This window comes from Vitreimonas sp. (genome assembly GCF_035627415.1).
Taxonomy (GTDB): Bacteria; Pseudomonadota; Alphaproteobacteria; order Caulobacterales; family Aquidulcibacteraceae; genus Vitreimonas.
The window spans coordinates 43,622-66,900 of the sequence record NZ_DASPLU010000011.1 but is presented as its reverse complement, the minus strand read 5'-3'; the positions used below and the strand labels follow the sequence as shown (position 1 = coordinate 66,900).

General features: G+C 67.4%; 20 protein-coding genes. 11 read left to right on the top strand and 9 right to left on the bottom strand.

All coding sequences use genetic code 11. The features are described from left to right. The first annotated feature begins 141 nt into the window (after positions 1 to 141). Together lipA and VEA80_RS08310 are read left to right on the top strand one after the other, a co-directional pair. A complete protein-coding gene (lipA, locus tag VEA80_RS08315; protein WP_325060249.1) occupies positions 142 to 1,113 on the top strand; it encodes a lipoyl synthase in 972 nt (323 codons plus the stop codon). Between the two features lie 139 nt (positions 1,114 to 1,252). Further along, positions 1,253 to 1,726, top strand: coding sequence for a type II toxin-antitoxin system RatA family toxin (locus VEA80_RS08310; RefSeq protein WP_325060248.1), 474 nt, complete (start codon positions 1,253 to 1,255; stop codon positions 1,724 to 1,726). Here VEA80_RS08310 and VEA80_RS08305 read toward each other — a convergent pair. Next, positions 1,703 to 2,194: a CinA family protein gene (locus tag VEA80_RS08305; RefSeq protein ID WP_349257235.1), complete on the bottom strand. Its 492-nt coding sequence runs from the start codon at positions 2,192 to 2,194 to the stop codon at positions 1,703 to 1,705. The two genes, VEA80_RS08310 and VEA80_RS08305, sit on opposite strands and share 24 nt — an antisense overlap. 88 nt (positions 2,195 to 2,282) lie before the next feature. On the opposite strand from VEA80_RS08305, the gene VEA80_RS08300 reads away from it, so the two are divergent. After that, entirely contained in the window at positions 2,283 to 5,027 is a 2,745-nt protein-coding gene (locus VEA80_RS08300; RefSeq protein WP_325060246.1) for a fused MFS/spermidine synthase, read from the top strand. On the opposite strand, the gene VEA80_RS08295 is transcribed toward VEA80_RS08300, so the two are convergent. Then, a complete protein-coding gene (locus tag VEA80_RS08295; RefSeq protein ID WP_414731502.1) occupies positions 5,024 to 6,241 on the bottom strand; it encodes a bifunctional 2-C-methyl-D-erythritol 4-phosphate cytidylyltransferase/2-C-methyl-D-erythritol 2,4-cyclodiphosphate synthase in 1,218 nt (405 codons plus the stop codon). The genes VEA80_RS08300 and VEA80_RS08295 overlap by 4 nt on opposite strands. A gap of 86 nt (positions 6,242 to 6,327) precedes the next feature. Between VEA80_RS08295 and VEA80_RS08290 the strand changes: the two genes are divergently transcribed. From VEA80_RS08290 to hflX, 7 genes are all read left to right on the top strand, one after another. Next, entirely contained in the window at positions 6,328 to 7,410 is a 1,083-nt protein-coding gene (locus VEA80_RS08290; RefSeq protein ID WP_325060245.1) for a two-component system sensor histidine kinase NtrB, read from the top strand. Further along, positions 7,407 to 8,786: a sigma 54-interacting transcriptional regulator gene (locus VEA80_RS08285; RefSeq protein WP_325060244.1), complete on the top strand. Its 1,380-nt coding sequence runs from the start codon at positions 7,407 to 7,409 to the stop codon at positions 8,784 to 8,786. Before VEA80_RS08290 ends, VEA80_RS08285 begins: the two co-directional genes overlap by 4 nt. 62 nt (positions 8,787 to 8,848) lie before the next feature. After that, on the top strand, positions 8,849 to 11,089 hold the full coding sequence (locus VEA80_RS08280; RefSeq protein WP_325060243.1) for a PAS domain-containing sensor histidine kinase: 2,241 nt from the start codon (positions 8,849 to 8,851) through the stop codon (positions 11,087 to 11,089). Between the two features lie 3 nt (positions 11,090 to 11,092). Beyond that, the gene (locus VEA80_RS08275; RefSeq protein WP_325060242.1) at positions 11,093 to 12,487 is read left to right on the top strand and encodes a sigma-54 dependent transcriptional regulator; all 1,395 of its coding nucleotides are present in this window, start codon (positions 11,093 to 11,095) and stop codon (positions 12,485 to 12,487) included. Continuing rightward, on the top strand, positions 12,484 to 13,329 hold the full coding sequence (locus tag VEA80_RS08270; protein WP_325060241.1) for a D-amino-acid transaminase: 846 nt from the start codon (positions 12,484 to 12,486) through the stop codon (positions 13,327 to 13,329). Before VEA80_RS08275 ends, VEA80_RS08270 begins: the two co-directional genes overlap by 4 nt. Before the next feature lie 116 nt (positions 13,330 to 13,445). After that, the gene (gene hfq / locus VEA80_RS08265; protein WP_325060240.1) at positions 13,446 to 13,700 is read left to right on the top strand and encodes an RNA chaperone Hfq; all 255 of its coding nucleotides are present in this window, start codon (positions 13,446 to 13,448) and stop codon (positions 13,698 to 13,700) included. Next, positions 13,681 to 15,042: a GTPase HflX gene (hflX, locus tag VEA80_RS08260; RefSeq protein WP_325060239.1), complete on the top strand. Its 1,362-nt coding sequence runs from the start codon at positions 13,681 to 13,683 to the stop codon at positions 15,040 to 15,042. The genes hfq and hflX overlap by 20 nt, the downstream gene beginning before the upstream one ends. Positions 15,043 to 15,146: 104 nt before the next feature. On the opposite strand, the gene VEA80_RS08255 is transcribed toward hflX, so the two are convergent. Further along, on the bottom strand, positions 15,147 to 16,547 hold the full coding sequence (locus VEA80_RS08255; protein WP_349257234.1) for a UDP-N-acetylmuramate--L-alanine ligase: 1,401 nt from the start codon (positions 16,545 to 16,547) through the stop codon (positions 15,147 to 15,149). An 80-nt stretch (positions 16,548 to 16,627) separates the two neighbouring features. Here VEA80_RS08255 and VEA80_RS08250 point away from each other — a divergent pair, with 80 nt between their 5' ends. Next, complete coding sequence (locus tag VEA80_RS08250) at positions 16,628 to 17,458, top strand: LD-carboxypeptidase (protein WP_325060237.1); 831 nt, start codon at positions 16,628 to 16,630, stop codon at positions 17,456 to 17,458. A 350-nt stretch (positions 17,459 to 17,808) separates the two neighbouring features. Here the strand turns inward: VEA80_RS08250 and mazG are convergent, their stop codons facing one another. The 6 genes from mazG to VEA80_RS08220 form a co-directional block, all read right to left on the bottom strand. Then, complete coding sequence (mazG, locus tag VEA80_RS08245; RefSeq protein ID WP_349257230.1) at positions 17,809 to 18,561, bottom strand: nucleoside triphosphate pyrophosphohydrolase; 753 nt, start codon at positions 18,559 to 18,561, stop codon at positions 17,809 to 17,811. Positions 18,562 to 18,692: 131 nt separating this feature from the next. Beyond that, a complete protein-coding gene (locus VEA80_RS08240; protein WP_325060236.1) occupies positions 18,693 to 19,508 on the bottom strand; it encodes an MBL fold metallo-hydrolase in 816 nt (271 codons plus the stop codon). 142 nt (positions 19,509 to 19,650) lie between these two features. Beyond that, positions 19,651 to 20,439, bottom strand: coding sequence for a TatD family hydrolase (locus VEA80_RS08235; protein WP_325060235.1), 789 nt, complete (start codon positions 20,437 to 20,439; stop codon positions 19,651 to 19,653). After that, on the bottom strand, positions 20,436 to 21,437 hold the full coding sequence (locus VEA80_RS08230) for a DNA polymerase III subunit delta' (protein ID WP_325060234.1): 1,002 nt from the start codon (positions 21,435 to 21,437) through the stop codon (positions 20,436 to 20,438). The genes VEA80_RS08235 and VEA80_RS08230 overlap by 4 nt, the downstream gene beginning before the upstream one ends. Continuing rightward, positions 21,434 to 22,066, bottom strand: coding sequence for a dTMP kinase (tmk, locus tag VEA80_RS08225; RefSeq protein ID WP_325060233.1), 633 nt, complete (start codon positions 22,064 to 22,066; stop codon positions 21,434 to 21,436). Before tmk ends, VEA80_RS08230 begins: the two co-directional genes overlap by 4 nt. Positions 22,067 to 22,073: 7 nt before the next feature. After that, positions 22,074 to 23,216 (bottom strand): D-alanyl-D-alanine carboxypeptidase family protein, encoded by a 1,143-nt coding sequence (locus VEA80_RS08220; protein ID WP_325060232.1) that lies wholly within the window; start codon positions 23,214 to 23,216, stop codon positions 22,074 to 22,076. Between the last annotated feature and the right edge of the window lie 63 nt (positions 23,217 to 23,279).

Below are 23,279 nucleotides of genomic sequence, written 5' to 3'. Positions count from 1 at the left end.
ATTATTGTTTCACGGTTGTAACAGGACACTATCGAGGTGGACAAAGTTGGGCAAGATGCCGCGCCTTAACCACTTGAAGCTGCAGGGCTGGGCTGCCGCGCGGGCGTTGCGGCAGGGCGCGGGGAGGGTCATGTTCGGGCCATGCCGACGCTGATTGATTTGCGCCAACCAGGGGAAGAGCCGGGCGAAACTCGCCTGCGCCATCCGGAGAAGCAGCATCGGCCGGATAATGCGAGCCCGCGCAAGCCGGACTGGATTCGGGTGAAGGCGCCGACAAGCCTCGGCTACCACCAGACCAAGGAGCTGGTGCGGGACCTGAAGCTGCATACGGTCTGCGAAGAGGCCGGCTGCCCGAACATCGGCGAGTGCTGGAGCCAGAAGCACGCGACGTTCATGATCCTGGGCGGCATCTGCACGCGGGCCTGCAGCTTCTGCAACGTCTCCACCGGCAAGCCGCTTCCGCTCGACGACAACGAGCCGGAGAATGTCGCGCACGCAACGGCGCAGATGGGGCTGAAGCACGTCGTGGTGACGAGCGTCGACCGCGACGATCTGGAGGACGGCGGCGCCGATCATTTCGTGCGGACGATCCGGGCGATCCGCGTCGCGGCGCCGGAGACGACGATCGAGATTCTGACGCCGGATTTTTTGCGCAAACCCGGCGCGGCCGAGCGCGTGATCGATGCGGCGCCGGACGTGTTCAACCACAATCTCGAAACCGTGCCGCGGCTCTATCATTCGATCCGGCCGGGCGCGCGCTATTACCAATCGCTGCGGCTGCTCGACTCGGTGAAGCAGCGCGATCCAAACCAGTTCACGAAATCGGGGCTGATGGTCGGACTTGGCGAAGCCAAGGATGAAGTGCTGCAGGTGATGGATGACCTCCGCGTCGCCGGCGTCGATTTCCTCACCATCGGCCAGTATCTGCAGCCGACGCGTAAGCACGCGGCGATCGACCGCTTCTGGACGCCGGACGAGTTCAAGGCGCTGGAGACGATCGCCTACGCCAAGGGCTTCCTGATGGTGTCGGCCTCGCCGCTGACGCGCTCCTCGCACCATGCCGGCGAGGACTTCGCGCGGCTGAAGGCGGCGCGCCTGGCGCAAGCCAAGTGATGAGCGGCGCTGTCAATCCTCCCCCGCGCGCGGGGGAGGTGCTGAGCGAAGCCAAGCGGAGGGGGACGTTGCGCGCGACAACTCCCCCCTCAGTCTCGCGCTGCGCGCTCGACAGCTCCCCCGCACGCGGGGGAGCACCATGAGTCGCACCGTCATCGAAGCCGAGCGCGTGCTGCCTTATGCGCCGGGCGATTTGTGCCGGATGGTCGGCGACGTGCGCGAGTATCCGAAGTTCATTCCGTTCCTGAAGAGCCTTAGCGTCGTGAAGGAAGAGCCGCGCGCCGAAGGCGGCTGGGAGGGCGTCGCGAGCGCCATCGTCGGCTGGAAGGCGATCACGGAGCAGTTCTCGACCACGGTGCGCTGTGAGCCGGCGAAGGGCGAAGTGGAGGTGGCGCTGGTGAGCGGGCCGCTGCATGCGCTCGACAATCGCTGGCGGTTCGAGCCGCACGAGAGGGGCGCACGAGTGCGGTTCTGGATCTCATATCAGTTCAAGAACGTGTTGCTGAATGCGGCGGTGAGCGCCAATCGCGAACGGCTGGCGGCGAAGATCATGAGCGCGTTCGAGAACGAGGCGCGGCGGCGCTTGCCCTCAATCCAGAACGCGGCCGGCTAGCGCGAACGCGGCGAGCACGCTTTCCGCCTGCACGCGCATGCGGCCGATATCGCCGAAGCGATGCTCTTCGTGCAGGCGCGGGCCGTTGCGGCGGCCGACGGCGATGTGGACGAGGCCGACCGGCTTGTCGGCACTGCCGCCGGCGGGGCCGGCGATGCCGGTGGCGGCGATGGCGATGTCGGCGGGGCTGTGCTTCAGCGCCCCGTCCACCATTGCGAGCGCAACCTCCATGCTGACGGCGCCGCGCCGTTCGATCAGGTCGGAGGGCACGCCGAGCATCTCGACCTTGGCGTCGTTCGAGTAGGTGACGAAGCCGCGCTCGACCACGACCGAGGAGCCGGGCACGGCGGTGAGCGAAGCGGCGATCAATCCGCCTGTGCAACTCTCGGCGGTGACGATGCGGTAGCGGCGCTGCTTGGCTTGCTCGTAGAGCCCCTGCGCGTCGCGAACGAGACGGTCGGCGATCATGCGCCGATTGGACATGGCGCCGCGGCGATTGTCCATTCCATTGAATCGATGCGGGTGGCAGAAGCGGCCGGACCCCAGGGGAGGGAACATGCAGGCTCTTGCGCGCCGTGCGGCGGCGCCCGTGTTTGCGTTGGCGCTGTTTTCGAGCGCGGCGCTCATCTTCGTGCTGCAGCCGCTGTTCGCGCGCATGGTCACGCCGCTTCTGGGCGGCAGCCCGCAGGTCTGGAATACGTCGATGGCGTTTTTCCAGGCGGCGCTGCTGGTCGGCTATCTCTATGCGCACCTGCTGGCGCGGGTGAAGGATTTGCGCGTGCAGGCGATCGCGCACGCGCTGGTGCTGGGCGCGGCCTGGCTGGTGCTGCCGGTGCAGGTGAGCGACCTGCTTGGGCCGCCGAACGTCGAGCAGCCTTCGCTGTGGCTGTTGGGCGTGCTTGCGCTTTCTGTCGGGGCGCCGTTCGCCGCGGCTTCCGCCACCGCGCCGTTGCTGCAGGCATGGTACGCGCGCACGGGGCGCGCCGACGCGCATGATCCGTACTATCTTTACGCCGCCAGCAATCTCGGCAGTTTCATCGGCCTGCTTGCCTATCCGGTCGTGATCGAGCCGATGCTCGGCGCGCAGGCGCAGAGTGCGGCCTGGACGGCGGGCTATGTCGGCGTGTTGGCGCTGATCCTGCTCGCAGGCGCGATGGCGGTGACCGCGCACGGCGAAGGCGCGCCCAAGGTTGCTGCGCCCGCGCCGGCGCCCGAAGCGGAAGCGGCGACAACGACGCCGGGCAAAGACCGCTGGCGCGAGCGCGGCTACTGGATGGCGGCGGCGGCGGTCCCTTCGGCGCTGTCGCTGGGCGTAACGCTGCACATCTCCACCGACGTTGCTTCGGCGCCCATGCTCTGGGTCGTGCCGCTCGCGCTCTATCTGGCGACCTTCGTGCTCGCATTCATGAAGGGCAGCGAGAAGATCGACCGGGCGACGCTGCTCATTCATCCGGCGGCGCTGGCGCTGCTGGTGATGTCCTATTATGCGTCTGGCAATTGGCTGGGCTCGATCACCGGCATTTTGGCCGGCTTCTTCTTCAGCGCGCTGGTCTGCCATTTGGCGCTGTCGCGGTCGCGACCGAGCGCGGAGCGGCTGACGGAATTCTATCTCTTCGTGTCGCTTGGCGGCGTGCTCGGCGGCGCGTCTGCGGCGCTTGCAGCGCCGGTGATCTTCAACAATGTCTACGAATATCCGCTGGCGCTGGCGGCAGCCTGCCTGTTCAGGCCGCGCACCGGCAGCGACATGCCGCGCCTGGCCGATGCGAGCTTCGCCGCGGCGGTGATGCTCGGCGTCGTCGGCCTCGCGTTGGCGCTGATGAACCTCTCCGCCGTCAACGTGCCGGCCCACGTCGGCGCGATCGTTGCGGGGGCGCTCGGGGCGGCGGCGGCGATGGTGGCGGCCGGCTGGGGCGACGAGGCGCGGCCGGCGCCGCTGCGCTACGGTTTCCTCGCGCTGGCGGCGGCGCATGCCGGGCTCGTCATCTATTGCGCCCTCAATGTCGACAGCATTTTCCTCGGCAGCATCGTCGACGGCGAAACGCGCATGCGGATCGTCGCGCCCTGGGGGGCGCTGCTGACCGCGTCGAGCCTCGTCATGCTGATGTTCGCGGTGCACGCAACGATCCAGCGCCGGCGCGACGAACGGCGCGTCGCGGACTTCGCCCATGGCGCCGCGCTGCCGACGTTCGTCGTGCTGATCATGCTGATGCTGCTGCGCGAGCAGCTTGACGACGAGCTGCTGACGGCGATCGGGGTGATCTTCTGCGGCCTCGCCATCTTCATCAATCGCGGCCGGCCGATCGTGATGGCGGCCGGCGTGCTTGTCGCCTTCTCGATCATCTTCTTCGACGATGTGAGCGGCGGGCGCATCATCACGCAGGAGCGAACGTTCTTCGGCGTGCTGCGCACGCGCGTGTACGAACTCAGCGATTCAGAAATTCCGCCTCTGCGCGTGCTGCTGCACGGCACCACGCTGCATGGCGCCCAGATCGACGATCCGACGCGTTCGCGCCAGCCTTTGACCTATTATCATCCGCGCACTGCGCTCGGCGAGGCGATCACGGGGGCGCTCGGGATGCGCGAGCGTTCGCATCTGGCCTTGATCGGTCTTGGCACCGGATCGACCGCGTGCCTGATGGAGCCGGACGATCAGCTCACGATTTATGAGATCGATCCGGCCGTCGTGCGACTCGCCGTCGAGCCGGGCGGCGACTTCACCTTCGTGCCGCAGTGCCAGCCGAACGCGCACGTCGTGCTCGGCGATGCGCGGCTGCAGATCGCCAACGCGCCGGGCGGGGCTTACGACGTGATCGTCGTCGACGCCTTCTCTTCGGACGCGATCCCGGCGCACCTGCTGACGCGCGAAGCGATCGCGCTCTATCTCTCGAAGACGAGCGAGCGCGGCGTCGTGATCCTGCATTTGTCCAACCGGAATCTGGCGTTGGTCTCAGAGGCGGCGCGCGTGGCGCGCGATCTCAACGCGCCGACTCTGTTCCGGTTGAGCTATGCCTTCGAATTGCCTGGCGCGATGCTGTACGGCGGATCGGCGGCGAGCGTCATGATCATTGCGCGCGACCCGGCGACATTGGCGGCGCTGCCGCTGATCAACGACGATTGGCGCGTGCTCGAAGCGCCCGAAGGGCCCGGCTGGACCGACGACTACATCAACGTGCCGCGGGCGCTGTGGGATCAGATCACGGGCGCCGAATCCTGCTGGCTGGCCCCGCAGCAGCCGGCATGCCTGGATGGGGAAGCGCCCGCGGAGGAAACGCCGGCTGCGGCGACGTCCGCCCCGAACTAAGCCGGGCGATCGAGCGTCGCCGTCGCTTGCGCGGCAAGGCCTTCTTCGCGGCCGAGGAAGCCCATGCGCTCGGTGGTCGTCGCTTTGACGCTGACGCGATCGAGCGGAAGCCCGAGCACTTCGGCGGTGCGCGCACGCATGGCCTCGCGGTGCGGGCCGATCTTAGGTCGCTCGCAGATCAGCGTGACGTCGACGTGCAGGATGCGTGCGCCGGCGGCGTCGGCGAGCGCTTTAGCGTGGCGCAGGAAGCGTTCGGATTCCGCGCCTTTCCACTGTGGGTCGCTCGGCGGAAAATGCGCGCCGATGTCGCCCTGGCCGAGCGCGCCCAGAATGGCGTCGACGAGCGCATGCCAGCCGGCGTCGGCGTCGGAATGGCCGACGAGGCCCTTGTCGTGGGCGATGCGCAGGCCGCACAGCGTGACGTGATCGCCCGCGCCGAAACGATGCGCGTCAACGCCGTGGCCGACGCAGGTGATGCGCTCGCCGGCGAGCATGCGCTCCAGCATGGCGAAGTCCTCCGGATAGGTCAGCTTCATGAGGCGCGGATCGCCCGCGATCACCCGCGTTGCAACGCCGTTGGCGCGCACGACGGCGAGATCGTCGGTGAACGCCATCGACTCCGCCGCCGCCGCATACGCCGCCCGCACCGCGCGGCCGTCGAACGCTTGCGGCGTCTGCACGCGCACGGCGCCCGCACGGTCGAGCTCGGAGACGACGCGGCCGCCCTCTTCCGTGCGCAACAACGTGTCGGCGACCGGCAGGGCAGGGGCGACGGCGGAGGCCCCGCTGGCGATCTCCGCGACCAGCGTTCTGACCATTTCGGCCGACAGGCCTGGCCGGGCGGCGTCATGAATCAGGATCACGTCGGCGTCACCGGCCGCAGCAAGGCCGGCGCGAACCGAGGCCGTGCGCGTGTCGCCGCCAGGCGTGATCGTCGCTGCGTAGCCTTCAATGGCGACGGCGCAGGCGTCAGCTTGGGCCGCTGCGCAGACGACGATGATGTTGTCGACGCCCGCCTCAGCGAACGCGGCGACAGACCAGCGCAGCACGGGCCGGCCGTGCATGGGACGGTACTGCTTGGGCAGAGCGCCGCCTGCGCGCTCGCCGCGTCCGGCGGCCACGATGATCGCCGCGGTTGTCCTCGACTGGGGAATCTTGGCCTCTCGTGTTGCGTTGCAGCATAAAACCTGTGGCGCCCGCTTTTTAGGCGCCATAAGCTCCGGTTCCGGAAGGACGGACTCATGCCCCGTTTGGCGCAAATCTGGCGGTTTGTCTCGCCCGCACGCGCGGAGCGCCTCCGGTGACCGACGCCGTGCTGCGCCCGCTCGCCGCCCGCCAGGCGGCGCCCGACGCGGAGCGCTGGCTCGAGGCGTTGCCGGCGCCGGTGCTCGGCATAGACGGGGGTGAGCGCATCCGCTTCGTCAACGCCGCAGCGGCTGAACTTCTCGCCGGTGTGGGGCGCGGGCTGCTCGGACGGCGGCTCGATGAAATCTTTGGCCCCGACGCGCCCATCATCGATCTCGCGCGCCGGGCCCTGAGCGGCGCGTCCGGAGTCGCCGAAACCGATGTCGCCCTGGTTGGTCCCGGCTTCGCCCTTGGCCGCGCGACGGTTGCGGCCGGGCCGGTGGGCGACAATGGCTATATCGCCTTGGTGCTGACGCGGCCGCCGCGGGCGCGCACAGCGCCGCCGGTCGCCGGACACTCGGCGGCGCGCACGCTGGCGCATGAAGTGCGCAACCCGCTCGCCGGCATCCGCGCGGCCGCGCAGCTGATCGCGCGCACGGACGATCCGGACTCGGCGGCGCTGGCGAAACTGATCTGCGACGAGGTCGACCGCATTCGCCGGCTCACCGACAAGATCGATCCGATGGCGGCGTTCGAGCCGCCGCGGTTCGAACTGTTCAACATTCACGAGGCGCTGGAGCGCGTGCGTAAGCTGGTCGGCTCGAGCGCGCCGGACGTGATGATCCGCGAGCACTATGATCCGAGCTTGCCGCAAGTGCGCGGCGACTTCGATCAGCTGATCCAGGCGTTTCTGAACATCGCCAAGAACGCGGCCGAAGCGGTGGCCGGCCAGGCCGATGGCGAGATCGCGATCGTCACTTCCTATCGGCCCGGCGTGAAATTCCGCTCCGCCGCGAGCGGCGCGGCGCGGGCGCAGCTCGAAGTGCAGATCGTCGACAACGGGCCGGGTTTGCATCCGGACGTGGTCGACCGCTTGTTCGAAGCGTTCGCGACGACGAAGGCGAACGGCATGGGCCTTGGCCTCACCGTCGCCGCCGATATCGTCGCGCGTCACGACGGGCGCATCGAAGTCGACAGCAATCCTGGCCGCACGGCGTTCAAGATCCTGCTCCCCATCGACCCGGAAGACAGCCCATGAGCGCGCGCATACTGCTGGCCGACGACGATTCCTCTCTGCGTTTCGTGCTTTCGCAGGCGCTCGGCAAGGAAGGCTACGCAGTCCGCGCGACGGGAAATGTGGCGACGCTGGCGAAGTGGGTGAAAGAGGGGGAGGGCGATCTCGTCCTCAGCGATGTCTATATGGGCGACGATTGTGTGTTCGACGCCCTGCCCGGCATGCGCACGGCGCGCCCTAACCTGCCGGTGATCGTGATGAGCGCGCAGTCGACAGTGACGACCGCCCTCTCCGCCGCCGGCGCCGGCGCGTTCGACTATGTGCCAAAGCCATTCGATCTCGACGAGCTGATGGCGGTCGTACGCCGCGCGCTTGACGGCGGCCCCGACGCGAAAACGCGCGCGCAAGCGAGCAAAGCGGAGAAGGAGGAGCGGCTGCCGCTGATCGGGCGCTCGCAGGCGATGCAGGATGTGTATCGCGTGATGGCGCGCGTCGCCGGCACCGATCTCACGGTGCTGATCGAAGGGGAGAGCGGCACGGGCAAGGAGCGTGTCGCGCGCGCGATCCATGACCACAGCCGCCGGGCGAGCGGACCGTACATAACGCTGAGCTTGGCGGGCGCGGGCGCGGGCCAGATCGATCGCGACCTGTTTGCGTCCGACGGCAAGTTCGCGCAGGCGCACGGCGGCACGTTGTTTCTCGAGGACGTGGATGAACTGCCGGCGGATGCACAAACGCGGCTTGCCGGTTTGCTGCACGCGGAAGATCCGAACGAGCGGCCGAACGCGCGCCTGATCGTTGCCGCCCAGCGAAACTTGGCCGCGTTGGCGCGGCAGGGCTCGTTCCGTCAGGATCTGTTCTACCGGCTGAACGTGGTTTCGATCCGGCTGCCGCCGCTGCGTGAGCGGCTGGAGGACGTCGGCGACCTTGCGCGCGCATTCCTGGTGCGGGCGCGGCGCGAAGGCCTGCCGGAGAAGAGCATAGACAGCGCGGCGATCGATCGGCTCAAAGGCCATGCCTTTCCCGGCAACGTGCGCGAGCTGGAGAATTTGCTCCGCCGCGCCGCGGCGCTGAGCCCAGCATCGGTCATCACCGCTCGGGAGATCGCGAACGAGCTTGGCGCGGCCGCGAACGAAGAACTGGCCGAGGGCGCGTGCGACGGGATCGAGGCGGCGCTGTCGCAGCGTGTGGCGCAGGAGTTCGCTGCTGCGGGCGCTGGCTTACCGGCGGCGGGGCTGTACGATCGCATGCTCGCAGAACTCGAGCGGCCGCTGATCACCCAGACGCTCGCCGCCACGCGCGGCAACCAGATCAAGGCCGCGGCGGTGCTCGGCATCAACCGCAACACCCTGCGCAAGAAGATTCAGACCCTCGGCATCCGGACTGGGCGCGGCGATTGACGCCGCCGTGATATTGGTTCAACACCTATGTTGCTTCCCCGCAACATAGGTTTCCCCCGGCTATGGTGCATCACATCACGGCGGCTGACGAGCCGGCAGAAACGGCGGTCCTGAGCGATCGCCCGCAGGGGAAGAGCGCGCTTCTGTTTCTGGTCGGCCTCGGCCTCGCGATCTTCCTGACCGGCTCTGCGACGATCGCGCTGCTGTTGGGCGAAGGTTTGGCCGGCGGCGCGAGCGGGACCATCCGTGGGCTGCTGATCGCCAGCCTAGTGATCTCGGCGGGGCTCGCCGGCATCCTGCTGCACCGACTGATGCGCGTGGCGAGAGCGTGGCGGTCGTCGGCGACCGGCGCTCGCCTGCATGTGCGGTTCGTGACGCTGTTCAGTTTGGCGGCTCTGGCGCCGGCGCTGATCGTCGCGGCGTTCCTGGGCTTCACCTTCAGCCAAGGCGTTGAACGCTGGTTCAGCCAGCGCGTCGAGACGACGATCGAAAACGCGGCGAACGTCGGCCGCGCTTATGTCGATCTCGCCTCCGGCGGCATCACCGGCGAAGTCGAAGCCATGGCGGTCGACTTGAACCTGGCGCAACGCGGCTTGGTGGAGGAGCCTGACGTCTATCTCTCGTTCCTCGCGGCCCAAGCCGAGCGACGCGATCTCGTTTCCGCTTATGTGATCGACTCGGCCGGGAGCGTGCTGGCGCGGGCGGAGCGTGCCGGCGCAGTCGGCTATGCGCCGCCGTCGGCGCAGGCGTTCGAGACCGCGAACGCCGGCGATGTGTTCGTGCGCTTCGATCAGGAGCACGACCGCGTGCTCGCGCTGCATCGGCTCAGCGCCTATGATGGCGCCTATGTCTGGGTTTCGCGCGCGGTCGAGCCCGGGCTCGTGGCGCAGCTGCGGGCGTTCGACAATTCCGTCGAGGACTATCGAAACGCGCGCGAGCAGCAGGGGACGCTGCGCGGCCTGTTCGGTCTCGCGTACTTCTCGACGGCGTTGATCGTGTTGCTGGCCGCCGGCTGGGTCGGGCTGACGAGCGCCTCACGCGTGGCCGAGCCGATCGGACGGCTCGTCGGCGCGGCGCGGCGCGTCGCCTCCGGCGATCTCAAGGCGCGCGTCGCCACCGGCGACGATCGCGATGAAATCGACGCCCTGGCGGGCGCGTTCAACAGCATGACGGCGCAGCTGGAGACGCAGCGGCGCGATCTGGTGCGCGCGCAGGAAGATGCGGAAAAGCGTAGCCAGTTCATCGAAACAGTGCTCGGCGGGGTCAGCGCAGGCGTCGTCGGTCTCGACCGCGACGGCCGCATCACGGCGTCCAACCGTTCCGCCGGCCAGTTGCTGGGCCATGGCCAGGAACGCATTGTCGGACGCCGGCTCGTGGATATTGCGCCGGAATTCTCCGATCTCTTGAACCAGCCGGCGCCGGCCGGGGAAACGCCGCCGCAGCGCGTCGACCTGGTGCGCGAGGGCGGCTCGCTGAACCTGAGCGTGCGCATGAGCCCGGATGCGTCGGGCGGCCTCGTGCTGACGTTCGACGACATGACGAAGCTCATCTCGGCGCAGCGTCAGGAAGCGTGGAAGGACGTCGCGCGGCGGATCGCGCACGAGATCAAGAACCCGCTGACGCCGATCCAGCTCTCGGCCGAGCGTCTGCGAAGGAAATACGCCGGCGAGATCGTCTCGGACCAGGACACGTTCCTGAAGTGCACCGATACGATCCTGAGGCAGGTGGCCGACATCGGCCGCATGGTCGATGAATTCTCTTCGTTCGCGCGCATGCCGACGCCGAAAATGTCGTTCGCCGACATGAGCGATGTGGCGCGTTCGACCGTGTTCGGTCAGCGCCTTGCTTTCGCCGACTTGCGCATCGAAGTGGAAGGCGTCGACAAACCGATCGGCTTGGTCGTCGACGAGCGGCTGATCTCGCAGGCGCTGTTGAATCTGATCAAGAACGCGGCGGAGAGCGTGCAGGCGCGGCGCGCGCGCGACGGCGAACCGAAGGACGGGTTCGTGCTGCTGCGCTTGCGGGATTTGGATTTTGGCGTGCAGTTCGAGGTGATCGACAACGGGTTGGGCTTCCCGGAAAAGGATCGTCACCGCCTGATCGAACCGTACGTGACGACGCGCACCAAGGGCGCGGGGCTCGGCCTCGCGATCGTGGCGCGCATCGTGGAAGACCATGGGGGGCTGATTGAGTTGGACGACGCGCCGGGCCCCGGCCCGGGCGCGGTCGTCCGTTTCGTTCTACCCAAACGCGGCGAAGAGCCGGTCGAGCCCGCTGCAGACCAAGGCGCAGGAGCCTCATAAAAGATGGCGCAAGACATTCTGATCATCGACGACGAGGCCGACATCCGCGACCTCATCTCCGGCATCCTGGAAGATGACGGACATCAGGTGCGGGCGGCGCGCGACAGCGACGAAGCGCTGGACGCATTCCGGCGCCGGAAGCCGTCGCTGGTGGTGCTCGACGTATGGCTGCAGGGCAGCCGCGTCGATGGGCTCGAACTGCTCGCCATGTTCAAGGAGATCGATCCCGACATGCCGGTGATCGTCATCTCCGGTCACGGCACGATCGAGACGGCCGTCACGGCTATCCGCAACGGCGCTTACGACTTCATCGAGAAGCCGTTCACGGCCGACCGTCTGCTGCTCGTGGTGCAGCGTGCGCTGGAGACGACGCGGCTGAAGCGCGAGAACGCCGAACTCAAAGCGCGTTCGGCTGCGAGCGATCTGCTGATCGGCTCGTCCGCGGTGATGGCGGCGCTGCGCAGCTCGATCGAACGCGTGGCGCAAACCAATTCGCGCGTGCTGATCAGCGGCCCGGCCGGGTCCGGCAAAGAGCTGGTCGCGCGCCTGCTGCACGAGCGCAGCCCGCGCGTGAACGGGCCGTTCGTGGTGATCAACGCCGCCTCGATCGCGCCGGCTCGGATGGAGAGCGAAATCTTCGGCGAAGAAGGCCCGGACGGACGTCCGCGCAAGATCGGCGTATTCGAACAAGCGCACAGCGGCACCCTCTTCCTCGATGAGGTGGGGGACATGCCGCCTGAGACGCAGTCGAAGATCTTGCGCGTGCTGGTGGATCAGCGCTTCCGCCGGCTCGACGGCACGGCGGACGTTCAGGTGAACGTGCGCGTGGTGTCGTCCACATCGCGCGACCTCACCGGCGATATCGCCGCCGGGCGCTTCCGCGAAGATCTGTTCCATCGTCTCAACGTCGTGCCGTTGCGCGCGCCGGCGCTGGCGGAGCGTCGCGAGGACATTCCGGAACTGGCCGGGTATTTCGTCGGCCGTTTGGCGGGCATGTCGGGCGTGCCGGCGCGGCAGATCGGCGAAGATGCGCTCGCGGCGCTGCAGGCGGCCGATTGGCCGGGCAACGTGCGCCAGCTGCGCAACGTGATTGAACGCATCCTCATCCTGGCCGGCGGCGATCCCGGCGCGCCAGTGACGGTCGATGCGCTGCCGCCGGAAGCGTGGCCGAGCGCCGGTTTCTCCAAACACGATGGGCTGCAGGAAGTGATCGGGCTGCCGCTCCGGGACGCGCGCGAGCGGTTCGAGCGCGAGTATCTCAACGTCCAGATCACGCGCTTCGGCGGCAACATCTCGCGCACGGCGGCCTTCATCGGTATGGAGCGCTCGGCGCTGCACCGGAAGCTGAAGTCGCTCGGCGTCGAAGCGCCGGGACGCGGCGGCGCCGAGGCCGAATGAGCCGCATCGCGTACGTGAATGGCGCCTATGCGCCGCTGAACGCGCCTTTGATCTCCGTGATGGACCGCGGGCTGCAGCTCGCGGATTCGATCTACGAAGTGTGGGCGGTGCGCGGCGGACGTCTCTACGACGCCGAAGCGCACATGGCCCGGCTGTGGCGTTCGCTGGACGAACTGCGCATCGCGCATCCGATGAGCGAAGCTTCGCTGTGGGCGGTCATGCGCGAGACGATGCGGCGCAACCGCGTGCGCGACGGCATCGTCTATGTGCAGGTGAGCCGCGGCGCGGCGCCGCGCGATCATGTGTTTCCAAGCGCCGCAGTGCGGCCGACGCTGATCGTGACGGCCAAGAACCTCGACCAGCGCGCGATCGCCGCGCGCGTCGAGCGCGGCGTTCGCGTGATCAGCGCGCCGGAAACGCGCTGGGCCCGGCGCGACATCAAATCGGTCAATCTGCTGCCGAACGTGCTCGCGCGCCAGGCGGCGAAGGAGGCCGGCGCGTTCGAAGCCTGGTTCGTCGACGACGACGGATTTGTGACGGAAGGAACCTCTTCCAGCGCCTGGATCGTCGATGCGGCAGGCAGCTTGCGCACGCGCGCGCTGTCGACGGCTTTGCTGCATGGCGTGACGCGCGCGGCGCTGATCGGGCTGGCGCGGGAGCGACAGCTCGCGGTCGTCGAAGCGCCGTTCACGATCGCCGATGCGCTGGCGGCGCGGGAGGCGTTCATCAGCTCGGCTAGCAATCCGGCTGTGGGCGTGGTGACGATCGACGGCAGGCCGGTGGGCGACGGCAAGGTCGGCCCGGTCACGCGCACACTCAACGCCGTCTATCTCGGCGCGTGAGGCGCCGGACGCCCGTCTGACTTGCAGGATAGTTGGCGCCGGTAACGGCTGGCTCTATAGCTCGAATCAGCCGCGCGCTTCGATGCGGCGTCATAAAACTAAGGCATGGGGCTCCCATGGATAAGAAACAGAACCTCCAGGACACGTTCCTCAACGCTGTCCGCAAGGCCAAGACGCCGCTCACGATCTTCCTGGTCAACGGCGTCAAACTTCAAGGCGTCGTCACCTGGTTCGACAATTTCTGCGTTTTGTTGCGCCGCGATGGCCAGGTGCAGCTGGTCTACAAGCACGCCATCTCTACCATTATGCCCGGCGCGCCTGTGCAGCTGTACGAGATCGACAAAGCGGTAGATGAAGCCGAATCCGCCTGAGACGCCTCAGAAAGATCTGAACCGAGCCATCGTGCTGCGCCCGCTCGCGAGCGCCGACGAGAGCGTGCGCGACGGCGAGGCGCGGCTGCTGGAAGCGGTGGGCCTTGCCCAAGCGCTGGGGCTCGAGGTTGCGAACGCCGAGGCTGCGCCGCTGCGGCAGATTTCGCCGCGCACCTATTTCGGTTCGGGCCGCGTCGAGCGGCTGAAGCAGCAGACGGAAGAGCTTGGCGCGGGCGTTGTCGTTGTCGATGGCGCGCTCTCGCCGGTGCAGCAGCGCAATCTGGAGACGGACACCGGCGCCAAGGTGATCGACCGCACCGGGCTGATCCTCGAAATTTTCGGACTGCGCGCGCGGACGAAGGAAGGCAAGCTGCAGGTCGAACTGGCGCGGCAGGGCTACGAGCTCTCGCGGCTGGTACGGACCTGGACGCACTTGGAGCGTCAGCGCGGCGGTTTGGGCAAGACCGGCGGCCCCGGCGAAACCCAGATCGAACTCGACCGGCGGATCATTGCGGACCGCATCCTCCGGCTGAAGAAAGAACTCGAGGACGTGCGCCGCACGCGCGGGCTGCAGCGGCGTGCGCGCGCGCGTGCGGGGCTGCCGGCGGTGGTGCTGGTGGGCTACACCAACGCTGGTAAGTCGACGCTGTTCAATCGCCTGACGCAAGCGGGCGTGCTGGCGCGCGACATGCTGTTCGCCACGCTCGATCCGACGGCGCGGCAAGTGAAACTGCCGAGTGGGCGCGCAGTGATCATGAGCGATACGGTCGGCTTCATCTCCGATCTGCCGCACGAACTGGTGGAATCTTTCCGCGCTACGCTGGAAGCGGTGACCGAGGCGGATCTGCTCGTGCACGTGCGCGACATCGCCCATCCGCAGAGCGAAGATCAGAAGGCCGACGTCCTGAGCGTGCTGGCGCAGCTGGAGAGCGACGCGGGCCGCAAGATGCCGCCTGTGCTGGAGGCTTGGAACAAGATCGATCTGCTCGACGAAGCGTCAAGGGTGGCGCGTTTGCGGCGCGCGGAAGTCGCGGCGGAGCGGGACGGGCAGGGCGCCCTGCCCCCTGTCGCGATCTCTGCCGAGACAGGGGAGGGCCTGGACGCCCTGCTCGCGGCGATCGATCGCGCGGCGTTCTCGGCGACGCGCGTCATCACCCTCACCTTGCCGCCCGACGACAGCGGCCGCGTGCGCGCGCAGATCGCTTCGGTCGGCAAGATTCTGGACGAAAGCACCGACGAGCACGGCCACCACACGCTGCGCGCGGAGCTTTTGGTGGAAGATGCGGCGCGATTTGCGCCGCTGGAGCCCCTGCCCGAAGAAATTCGGCCAGCCGCGGAGTAGGGGCTCGGACCGCCGGCGCCCTCGCCGGCAGCGCCGTTTCAACGTGCAGCGGCGGTGCGGGGTCAAACATCGGTTGCCGGCGAGGGCGCCGGCGGTCCGGGCTTTCAGCGCTTTAGACGTTCCACCAACTCAGCCGCAAACACACTCAGCGTATCGTCCCGCGCGCCCATGACGACGATGCGGTCGCCGGGTTCGGCGAGTTCGATCAGTTTATCGCCGCAGGCGTTGCGTTCGGCGAAGGCTAGGGCTTGCAGGCCGCGCTGACGCACGCCGGCGGCGATGTGTTCGCTGGTGACGCTGCGCTCGACGGTGCCGCCGAAATAGACCGGGTCGGGCATGATGAGGACGTCGTCGTCGACCATGTGCTTGGCGAAGCAGTCGATGAATTCCTGGCGCATCAGCTTGAGCGGGCCGAAGCCGTGCGGCTGAAACATGATCAGCAGCCGGCCCGGAAACGCGTGCAGCGTAGCGAGCGTGGCGGTGATCTTGTCCGGGTTGTGGGCGAAATCGTCGATCACCGTGACGCCGCCGGCGTTGCCGACGACTTCCAGCCGCCGCTTCGTGCCGGAGAAGCCTTTGAGCGCGTCCGCGGCTTCTTTCAGCGACAAGCCATAAGCGCGCGCGGCGGAAAGCGCGGCGAGCGCGTTGGAGACGTTGTGCTCGCCCGGGACGGCGAGTTCGACCGTGACGGCAGCACGTGTGTCTTTCTCCAACACGTCGAAGGCGACGCCGTCGGGCGCGAGGCGGATGTCGCTGCAGTGCAGATCGGCGAGGCCGGAACGCAATGAGTAGGTGCGGGTGCGGACCTTGGTCTTCATGAGCAGCGCGGCCGTTTCTTCGTTGTCGAGATTGAGCACGGCGATCTCGGCTTTGTTGACGAAGGCGGCGAACAGCGAGCGCAGCTCGTCCATGCCCTTGTGATCGAGGGCGATGTTGTTGAGCACGGCGATGGTCGGCTCGTAGCGGGCGATCGAGCCGTCGCTTTCATCGACCTCCGAGACGAACGCATCGCCTTTGCCGACGAGCGCGCTGGCGAACAGTGCGTCGGGCGTGACGAAGTTCTTCATCACGGCGCCATTCATCACCGTGGGATCGCGGCCGGCCTGATGCAGCAGCCAGGCGATCATGCCGGTGGTCGTGCTCTTGCCGCTGGTGCCGGCGACGCCGATGCGCACCGGCGCGGCGTTGAACAGCTCGGCCAGCAGCTCCGGCCGCTTCATGTCGCGCGCGCCGACGTTTCTTGCGGCGACGACATCGCCGACCGTGTCCTCAACGGCAGCGGAGCGCACGAGGATCTGGTCGGCGCTGGTGACGCCTGAGCCGTCTTGCGGGAAGAGGGCGATGCCTTGCGCTTTGAGGTACTCGAACTTGGCGCCGAGGCGGCCTTGGTCGAGCGAGCGGTCGGAGCCGGCGACCGTCACGCCCTTCCCGCGCAGGATGAGCGCGAGCGGCAGCATGCCGGAGCCGCCGATACCGCTGAAGAAATAGGATTTGGCCTGACTCATGTTTTGCGGACTCATGGGGCGCCGGTTATGACCAGAAACGCCGCTTTTCGGAAGGACATCTACGCAGCATGGCGCCCTCGATGCGAATTGGCGTTGTAGCGCCCGGCACGCGCATCGAGCCGGAGCTGGCCGCGCGGCTTAAGGCGTTCGCGACAGACAGTTTTCTCGATCGCGCGCCGGAGATCGTTGTTCATCCGCAATGTTTCCAGAGCGCCGGGCATTTCGCCGGCGACGATGAAGCGCGGCTGAAAGCGTTCGTCGAATACGCCAACGATCCCACGCTGGACGCGATTTGGTTCGCGCGCGGCGGTTATGGGGCGTGCAGGATTGCCGAGGCCGCGCTTGGGCAGCTGAATGAGCACGCGCGTAAGAAAACCTATCTCGGCTACAGCGACGGCGGCGTGCTGCTGGCGGGCTTGTACAAGCATCGCATCGGTACGGTGGCGCATGGGCCGATGCCGGTGGACCTGACGCGGGCAGGCGGAGAGGGGGCGGTGAAGAGGGCCCTCGCCTGGCTGATCGACCGCGCGCCGGAGAGCGTCGAGCTTGGCGTGATGTTCGATGCGCGGACGGCGGCGTTCAACATCATGATCCTGCAGTCGATCCTCGGCACGCCGCTCGAGCCGGATTTGAGCGGCCATGTGCTGATGCTGGAAGAGGTGGGGGAGTACCTTTATCGCATCGACCGCGCCCTCTTCCACATCACCTCCTCCGCCAATGTGCGGAGCGTGAAGGGGATCAAGCTTGGGCGCGTGAGCGATGTACCGGAGAACGACAAGCCGTTCGGCGCGAACGAAGAAGAGATCGTGCGTTATTGGTGCAAGAAGGCTGGGATCGCGTATCTCGGGCGCGCGGATATTGGGCACGATGTAGAGAACAAGATCGTGCCGTTTGGGGCGTTGAAGCGTTAGCCCGGCAAGCTCACGCCTCCGCACGGTACTTCGCAATGCAGGAGCACGCGATTGTAAAATACGTAGAAGCCGATCCACATCGCGTAGCTTGCGCCGGGTGTAGCCCACAATAGCACCGTGCCCATAGTGAGCTTTCCGGTCCTCTTGGCGCGGAGACTGAAGAATAGCACTCCTGCCGCTAGCGACACACAGGCCCAGTGGAACGCTACGAGCCACCAACCTTCATCAACGCCGCCGACGGTGTAGAGCGGAGAAAGCAGTGCGACCAAACTGGCCCAGGCGAGCCAGGCAGAGAGCGCCACGACTCCCAGCCAATATAACGCTGGTCTCCAATCAAGGGCCGACACGCGCTACCTCTTCTCAGCCCGCTTCGCGTCGAGCCACAGCGCTTCCATCTCATCCAGCGGCTGCGGCCCGGTACGGACAGCTTCCGCCAGCGCGCGCTCGATGTACTGAAAGCGGCGGGTGAACTTGGCGTTGGCGCGGCGGAGAGCTTCTTCGGGGTCGACTTTGAGTTTGCGGGCGAGGTTGGCCATGACGAAGAGGATGTCGCCCATCTCTTCGGCGATGTGCTCCTGATCGCCGCTGGCCTCGGCGGCTTTGAGTTCGGCCAGCTCCTCGTCGAGCTTCTCCAGCACTTCTGCCGAACTCGGCCAATCGAAGTTGATGCGCGCGGCGCGCTTGGTGAGCTTCTCGGCGCGCATGAGGGCGGGGAGGGCCATGGCGACGTCGTCCAGCAGCGAGGGCGCGCCCTTGGCGGCGCGCTTCTCGGCCTTGAGCGTCTCCCAGGCGACGGTTTGCTGTTCGGCCGTGCGGCCGTCGCCGGCTTCGGCGAACACGTGCGGATGGCGTTCGATCATTTTGTCGGCGAGCGCTTGGGCGACGTCCGCGAAATCGAACGCGCCTTGCTCCTCGGCCATGCGGGCGTGGAAGGCGACCTGGAAGAGGAGGTCGCCTAGCTCTTCCTTGAGCGCCGGGAGATCGTCGCGCTCGATGGCGTCGGCGACTTCGTAGGCTTCCTCGATGGTGTACGGCGCGATGGTGCGGAAGTTTTGCTCCACGTCCCACGGGCAGCCGTGCTCGCGGTCGCGCAGACGGGCCATCACATCCAGAACAGCTTGAGTGGCGGAGGCATTTCGGGAGAGGGCTCCGGCGCTCTTTTCCGTCGTTTTATCAGCAGCTTGTCCCGGCATGCAGTTCTCGCATAAGATAGATTATGGGAAGCGATGGCGACTCAGATTGGATAGTCGCGCGCCCAGCCATCGTATCCAGGTTCGACGCCGACCGGCAGCCTCGCCTTCAGCGACGCATAGTCCATGTCAATGTGCATGTTCGTGAGCACGGCGTGCTTCGGCTTGAGGCGCGCGATCCAGTCGAGTGCGCGGCCGAGATGCGCGTGCGTGGGATGCGGCGTCTCGCGTAACGCGTCGACGATCCAGAGCAAGAGGCCTTCGAGCGCGGCGAAACTCTCGGGCGGCATGTCGACGAGATCGTTCGAGTAGCCGACCGGGCCGACGCGGAAGCCGAGCGAGCGGCTGAAGCCGTGGTCCTGATCGAGCGGCGTGAGCTCGAGCTTGCCGCCGGGGCCGTCGATCGAAATCGGCGCGAGCGGCGAGAGATCGCCGGCGCGGCGAACGATCGCCGGGTAGCCGCCCTTCGACTCGAACGCGTAGCCGAAGCGGCGCATGAAGGTCTCCGCGGTCGCCTCATCCATCCAGACCGGGATCTGGCGCCGGTGCTTGATCGCGAAGGCGCGGACGTCGTCGAAGCCGTTGGTCTGATCGGCGTGGTCGTGGCTGATGAGGATGGCGTCGAGATGGGCAGGCTTGGCGTCGGCGAGCTGGAGGCGGAGATCGGGGCTGGTGTCGATCAGCACCGTGGTCGCCTCTTCCGCCGGCCCTGCCTCGGCGCGCCATTGCTGCAGCAACAGCGAACAGCGCGAGCGGCGGTTCTTCGGCTCGTTCGGATCGCACGCGCCCCAATCGCCAGTCGCGCGCGGCACCCCGCCGGAGGAGCCGCAGCCGAGGATGGTGACGCGGAGTGTGGGCATCAGGGGCGCGTCCCTGCGTGTTTTTGCGTACGTGCGTGGCGTCGCGCTTCGACAGGCTCAGCGTGACGCCAGGTCTGCCGTCGGAGCGAGCTAGCAGCGTCAGCCTGAGCTTGTCGAAGGCGACGCGGAACGCGTGCGCACTTCATCGCGCCACGCCGGGAAACACGCGGAAGAAGTTGTCGGCGAGGAGGGCGCTCCCCTCCTCCTCGCTGACGCCGCGTAGTTTGAGCAGGGCCGATTGCACGTAAGCGACGTGATGCGGTTCGCAGCGTTGGCCGCGGAAGGGCACCGGCGTCAGATACGGGCAATCGGTTTCGACGATGATGCGATCGAGCGGCGTTTCCATCGCGATGGCGCGGACGTCGTCGGCGTTCTTGAACGTCATGATGCCGGAGAACGAGATATAGGCGCCCAGCGCAAGCGCGCGGCGCGCGAGTTCGGCGCCGGAGGTGTAGCAATGCATCAGGATGCGAAGAGGGCCCTTCCCCGCCTCCTCCTCCAGCAAGTCGCCCATTGCCTGGTCGGCTTCGCGGGTGTGGATGATCAGCGTCTTGCCGAGCGTGCGCGCCGCTTCCGCGTGGGCGCGGAAGACTTGGACCTGATCTTCGAGCGGGCTGAATTTGTAGTGCTGGTCGAGGCCGCTTTCGCCGACGCCGACGACTTTCGGATGCGATCCGAATTCGATGAGCCTCGCCGCCGTGAGATCAAGATGATCTTTCGCATAATGCGGATGCGCGCCGACGCTGGCGTAGATGTCGGCGTGCGCTTCGGCGATGGCGATGACGCGGTCGAAGTTTTCGATCCTGTCGCAGATCGTGATCATGCGGGCGACGCCGGCTTCGCGGGCGCGCGCGATGACGGCTTCACGGTCCTCATCGTAGGCGTGGTGGTGCAGGTTGACGTGGCTGTCGATCAGCATGGCTTGCTTCATCTACGCACTGCGGCGGCGCGATCAAGCACGCCTACGGCGCGGGCGAGCGCGTGGCGCGGGTCCATGTCGAGGCCTTCGGCTTCGCCGCGCAGCGTTTCGAGCGCCGACCAGGCTTCGGCCCAACCCTCACCGCCCTCCTCGACCCCTGCCGCGCGCGTCCATTCGCCGGCGAGCTCGAGCACAGCGGCGAGCTTCTCGAACGGCTCGCCGCTCATTTTGTCATAGAGCGCGGACAGCATGGCGCCGGCTTCGCCGTGCTGCAGCGCCATTTGCGCGCGGCGGACGTCGGCGAATTTTGCGTCAACGCCTTGGGCAGCGTAAGCGATGGCGCGGCCGGGGCGGCCTTTGGCGAGCGTGACGAGCGCGTCGTCGCCGCTTTGCCCAAGCGCGGCGCGGACGATGTCGTCGGACTGCGGCCGCAGCGCAAGGCGCCGGCAGCGCGAGCGGATGGTCGGCAGAATCGCGCCGGGCGCATGGCAGACGAGCAGCAGCACCGAGCGCGCCGGCGGTTCTTCGAGCGTCTTCAGGATGGCGTTGGCGGCGTTGCGGTTGAGGTCGTCGACCGCGTCGATGATGGCCACGCGCATGCCGCCTTCGGAGGGCGCGAGCGAAAAGAAATGGCCGAGCTCGCGCGCGTCGTCGACGGTGATTTCGCGGCGCGGCTTGCCGCGGTCGTTGAGGCCGCGGCGGAGCACGAAGAGATCGGGATGCGAAAGCGCGGCGACTCGGCGGGCTATGATGGCTTCGGGATCAACATCGAACGGACGTGCGCCGCTCTTGGGCGCGCCGAGCGCCGCGCGAGCGAAGCGGTACGCCAGCGTCGCCTTGCCGAGGCCCTTCGTGCCGGCGAGCAGCCAAGCGTGGTGCATGCGCCCGCTGCGGTGCGCGTCGGCGAGCGCCCGCTCTTCCTGCTCGTGGCCGAAGAACGAGAACGTCTCGCGCGGATGCGGCGCGTTCGGCTCGCGATCGGTTTCGACAGCTGGCTTTTCAGCTTTCACAGCCGCGCCTCGAGCGCTGCGCGCGCCTGCGCCAGCACGTCGGCTCCGGACTGGCTGGCGTCGATGACGACACAGCGATGCGGTTCACGCTCGGCGATGGCGAGGAACTCGGCGCGGACGCGGGCGTGGAAGTCGGCGGTTTTCTTCTCGAAGCGGTCTTCGCCGACATGGCGGCCCTGGCTGCGCGCGAGTCCAGCCTCGGGCGCAAAATCGAGCACGAAGGTGAGATCGGGCGCTGGCGCTTCGATCAACGCCGTCAACGTGTCGAGCGCGCGCGGATCGAGACCGCCGGCAGCAACTTGGTAGGCGCGCGTCGAGTCGTAATAGCGGTCGCAGATCACCCAAGCGCCGCGCGCGAGCGCGGGGCGGATGGTGTGGCTGAGATGATTGCGGCGCGCGGCGGCGAAGAGGAGCGCCTCTTCCATGGCGTCCCAGCGGCCCGCCTCGCCCTGCACCAGGAGCGCGCGGATCGCGTCAGCGCCCGGCGCGCCGCCGGGCTCGCGCGTCAACACCACTTCATGGCCTTGCCCGCGCAATGCCTCGGCAAGACCGCGCGCAAGCGTCGACTTGCCGGCGCCTTCGCCGCCTTCGAGCGTAATGAAACGGCCGGATGTCGGCGTCGGGCTCATGCCCCTATCAAGGGCCGAACAGCGTGAGGCGCAAGCCTTCGAACGCGCGCGAGAACCAGTTGGCGCGTCCGACTCGCCGGCCTGCCGCGAGCGGGAATTCCTGGGTCTGGAAGCCAGGTCCGGAGACGACGAGGCGCGCCACGACGTCGCCCTCACGCAGCGGCGGCCGCAGCGGACCGTTATAGACGATGTGCGCGGTGAGCCCGGTCTGCACGCCGCGCGGACCGCCGATGACGATGTCGCGTTGCGCCACCAGCGGTACGGTGCGGCGCGAGCCGAGGCGCACTTGCGCTTCCCCGACCTGCTCGCCGGCGGCGGCGACGCGGTCGATGGTGAAGTCGTGGAAGGCGGCGCGCATCAGGCGGACGCCTTCCTCGCGCCGATCCGCCATCGAGCGCATGCCGTTGAAGACGATGATGCGGCGCTGATCGTTCAGCACCGCCGAACCGACCAAACCATACCCCGAAGCATCGGTGTGGCCGGTCTTGACGCCATCCGCGCCGGCGAAGGCGCCGAGCAGCGGATTGCGGTTCTGTTGGGTGCGGTTGTTGAAGCGGAATTCGCGCTCGGAATAGATCCGGTAGATTTCCGGATAGGTGACGATGAGGTGCCGCGCGAGGCGCGCGAGGTCGGCCGAGCTGATGACGTGATCGGGATCAGGCAGGCCCGTCGAGTTGCGGAAGCGCGCGCTGCGCAGGCCGAGCGCCTGGGCGCGCCGGTTCATCTCGGCGACGAAGGCCTCTTCCGATCCGAACAGGCCCTCGGCGAGCACAATGCAGGCGTCATTGGCGGAGACGACGATCGCGCCGCGCAGCAGGTCGCGCACGGTCGCGGTCGCGTTCAGCGGCAAGAACATGTGCGAGCCGTCTGACATGGCGCCGTTGCGCCAAGCGTACTCACTTACGGGATAGCGCGTGTCCCAAGTGATGCGGCCCGCTTCGATCGCTTCGGCGACCAAGAGCACCGTCATGATCTTCGACATCGACGCGGGCGGCATCGGCGTCTGGCAGTCGTTGCAATAGAGGATCGCGCCGGAGGCGCCGTCCATGATGGTGACGTGCTGAGCCGTCGTGGTGAACGCGCCGGTTTGCGCGTTCGCCATGGGCGCCGCAGCGAGCGCCGCGGCAAGGCTCAGGGCAGCCAATCGCACTATCACGTCTCCACCGAATCGATTGTCGCGAGCTTGCTTTCAAGCAAACCGAGACGGCGGCTT

Excerpts from the sequence above, each read along its gene's own strand:
- lipA (WP_325060249.1), top strand. The coding sequence starts at position 142 with ATGCCGACGCTGATTGATTTGCGCCAACCAGGGGAAGAGCCGGGCGAA.
- VEA80_RS08310 (WP_325060248.1), top strand. The coding sequence starts at position 1,253 with ATGAGTCGCACCGTCATCGAAGCCGAGCGCGTGCTGCCTTATGCGCCG.
- VEA80_RS08305 (WP_349257235.1), bottom strand. The coding sequence starts at position 2,194 with ATGATCGCCGACCGTCTCGTTCGCGACGCGCAGGGGCTCTACGAGCAA.
- VEA80_RS08300 (WP_325060246.1), top strand. The coding sequence starts at position 2,283 with ATGCAGGCTCTTGCGCGCCGTGCGGCGGCGCCCGTGTTTGCGTTGGCG.
- VEA80_RS08295 (WP_414731502.1), bottom strand. The coding sequence starts at position 6,241 with ATGGCGCCTAAAAAGCGGGCGCCACAGGTTTTATGCTGCAACGCAACA.
- VEA80_RS08285 (WP_325060244.1), top strand. The coding sequence starts at position 7,407 with ATGAGCGCGCGCATACTGCTGGCCGACGACGATTCCTCTCTGCGTTTC.
- VEA80_RS08280 (WP_325060243.1), top strand. The coding sequence starts at position 8,849 with ATGGTGCATCACATCACGGCGGCTGACGAGCCGGCAGAAACGGCGGTC.
- VEA80_RS08275 (WP_325060242.1), top strand. The coding sequence starts at position 11,093 with ATGGCGCAAGACATTCTGATCATCGACGACGAGGCCGACATCCGCGAC.
- VEA80_RS08270 (WP_325060241.1), top strand. The coding sequence starts at position 12,484 with ATGAGCCGCATCGCGTACGTGAATGGCGCCTATGCGCCGCTGAACGCG.
- hfq (WP_325060240.1), top strand. The coding sequence starts at position 13,446 with ATGGATAAGAAACAGAACCTCCAGGACACGTTCCTCAACGCTGTCCGC.
- hflX (WP_325060239.1), top strand. The coding sequence starts at position 13,681 with ATGAAGCCGAATCCGCCTGAGACGCCTCAGAAAGATCTGAACCGAGCC.
- VEA80_RS08255 (WP_349257234.1), bottom strand. The coding sequence starts at position 16,547 with ATGAGTCAGGCCAAATCCTATTTCTTCAGCGGTATCGGCGGCTCCGGC.
- VEA80_RS08250 (WP_325060237.1), top strand. The coding sequence starts at position 16,628 with ATGCGAATTGGCGTTGTAGCGCCCGGCACGCGCATCGAGCCGGAGCTG.
- mazG (WP_349257230.1), bottom strand. The coding sequence starts at position 18,561 with ATGGCCCGTCTGCGCGACCGCGAGCACGGCTGCCCGTGGGACGTGGAG.
- VEA80_RS08240 (WP_325060236.1), bottom strand. The coding sequence starts at position 19,508 with ATGCCCACACTCCGCGTCACCATCCTCGGCTGCGGCTCCTCCGGCGGG.
- VEA80_RS08235 (WP_325060235.1), bottom strand. The coding sequence starts at position 20,439 with ATGAAGCAAGCCATGCTGATCGACAGCCACGTCAACCTGCACCACCAC.
- tmk (WP_325060233.1), bottom strand. The coding sequence starts at position 22,066 with ATGAGCCCGACGCCGACATCCGGCCGTTTCATTACGCTCGAAGGCGGC.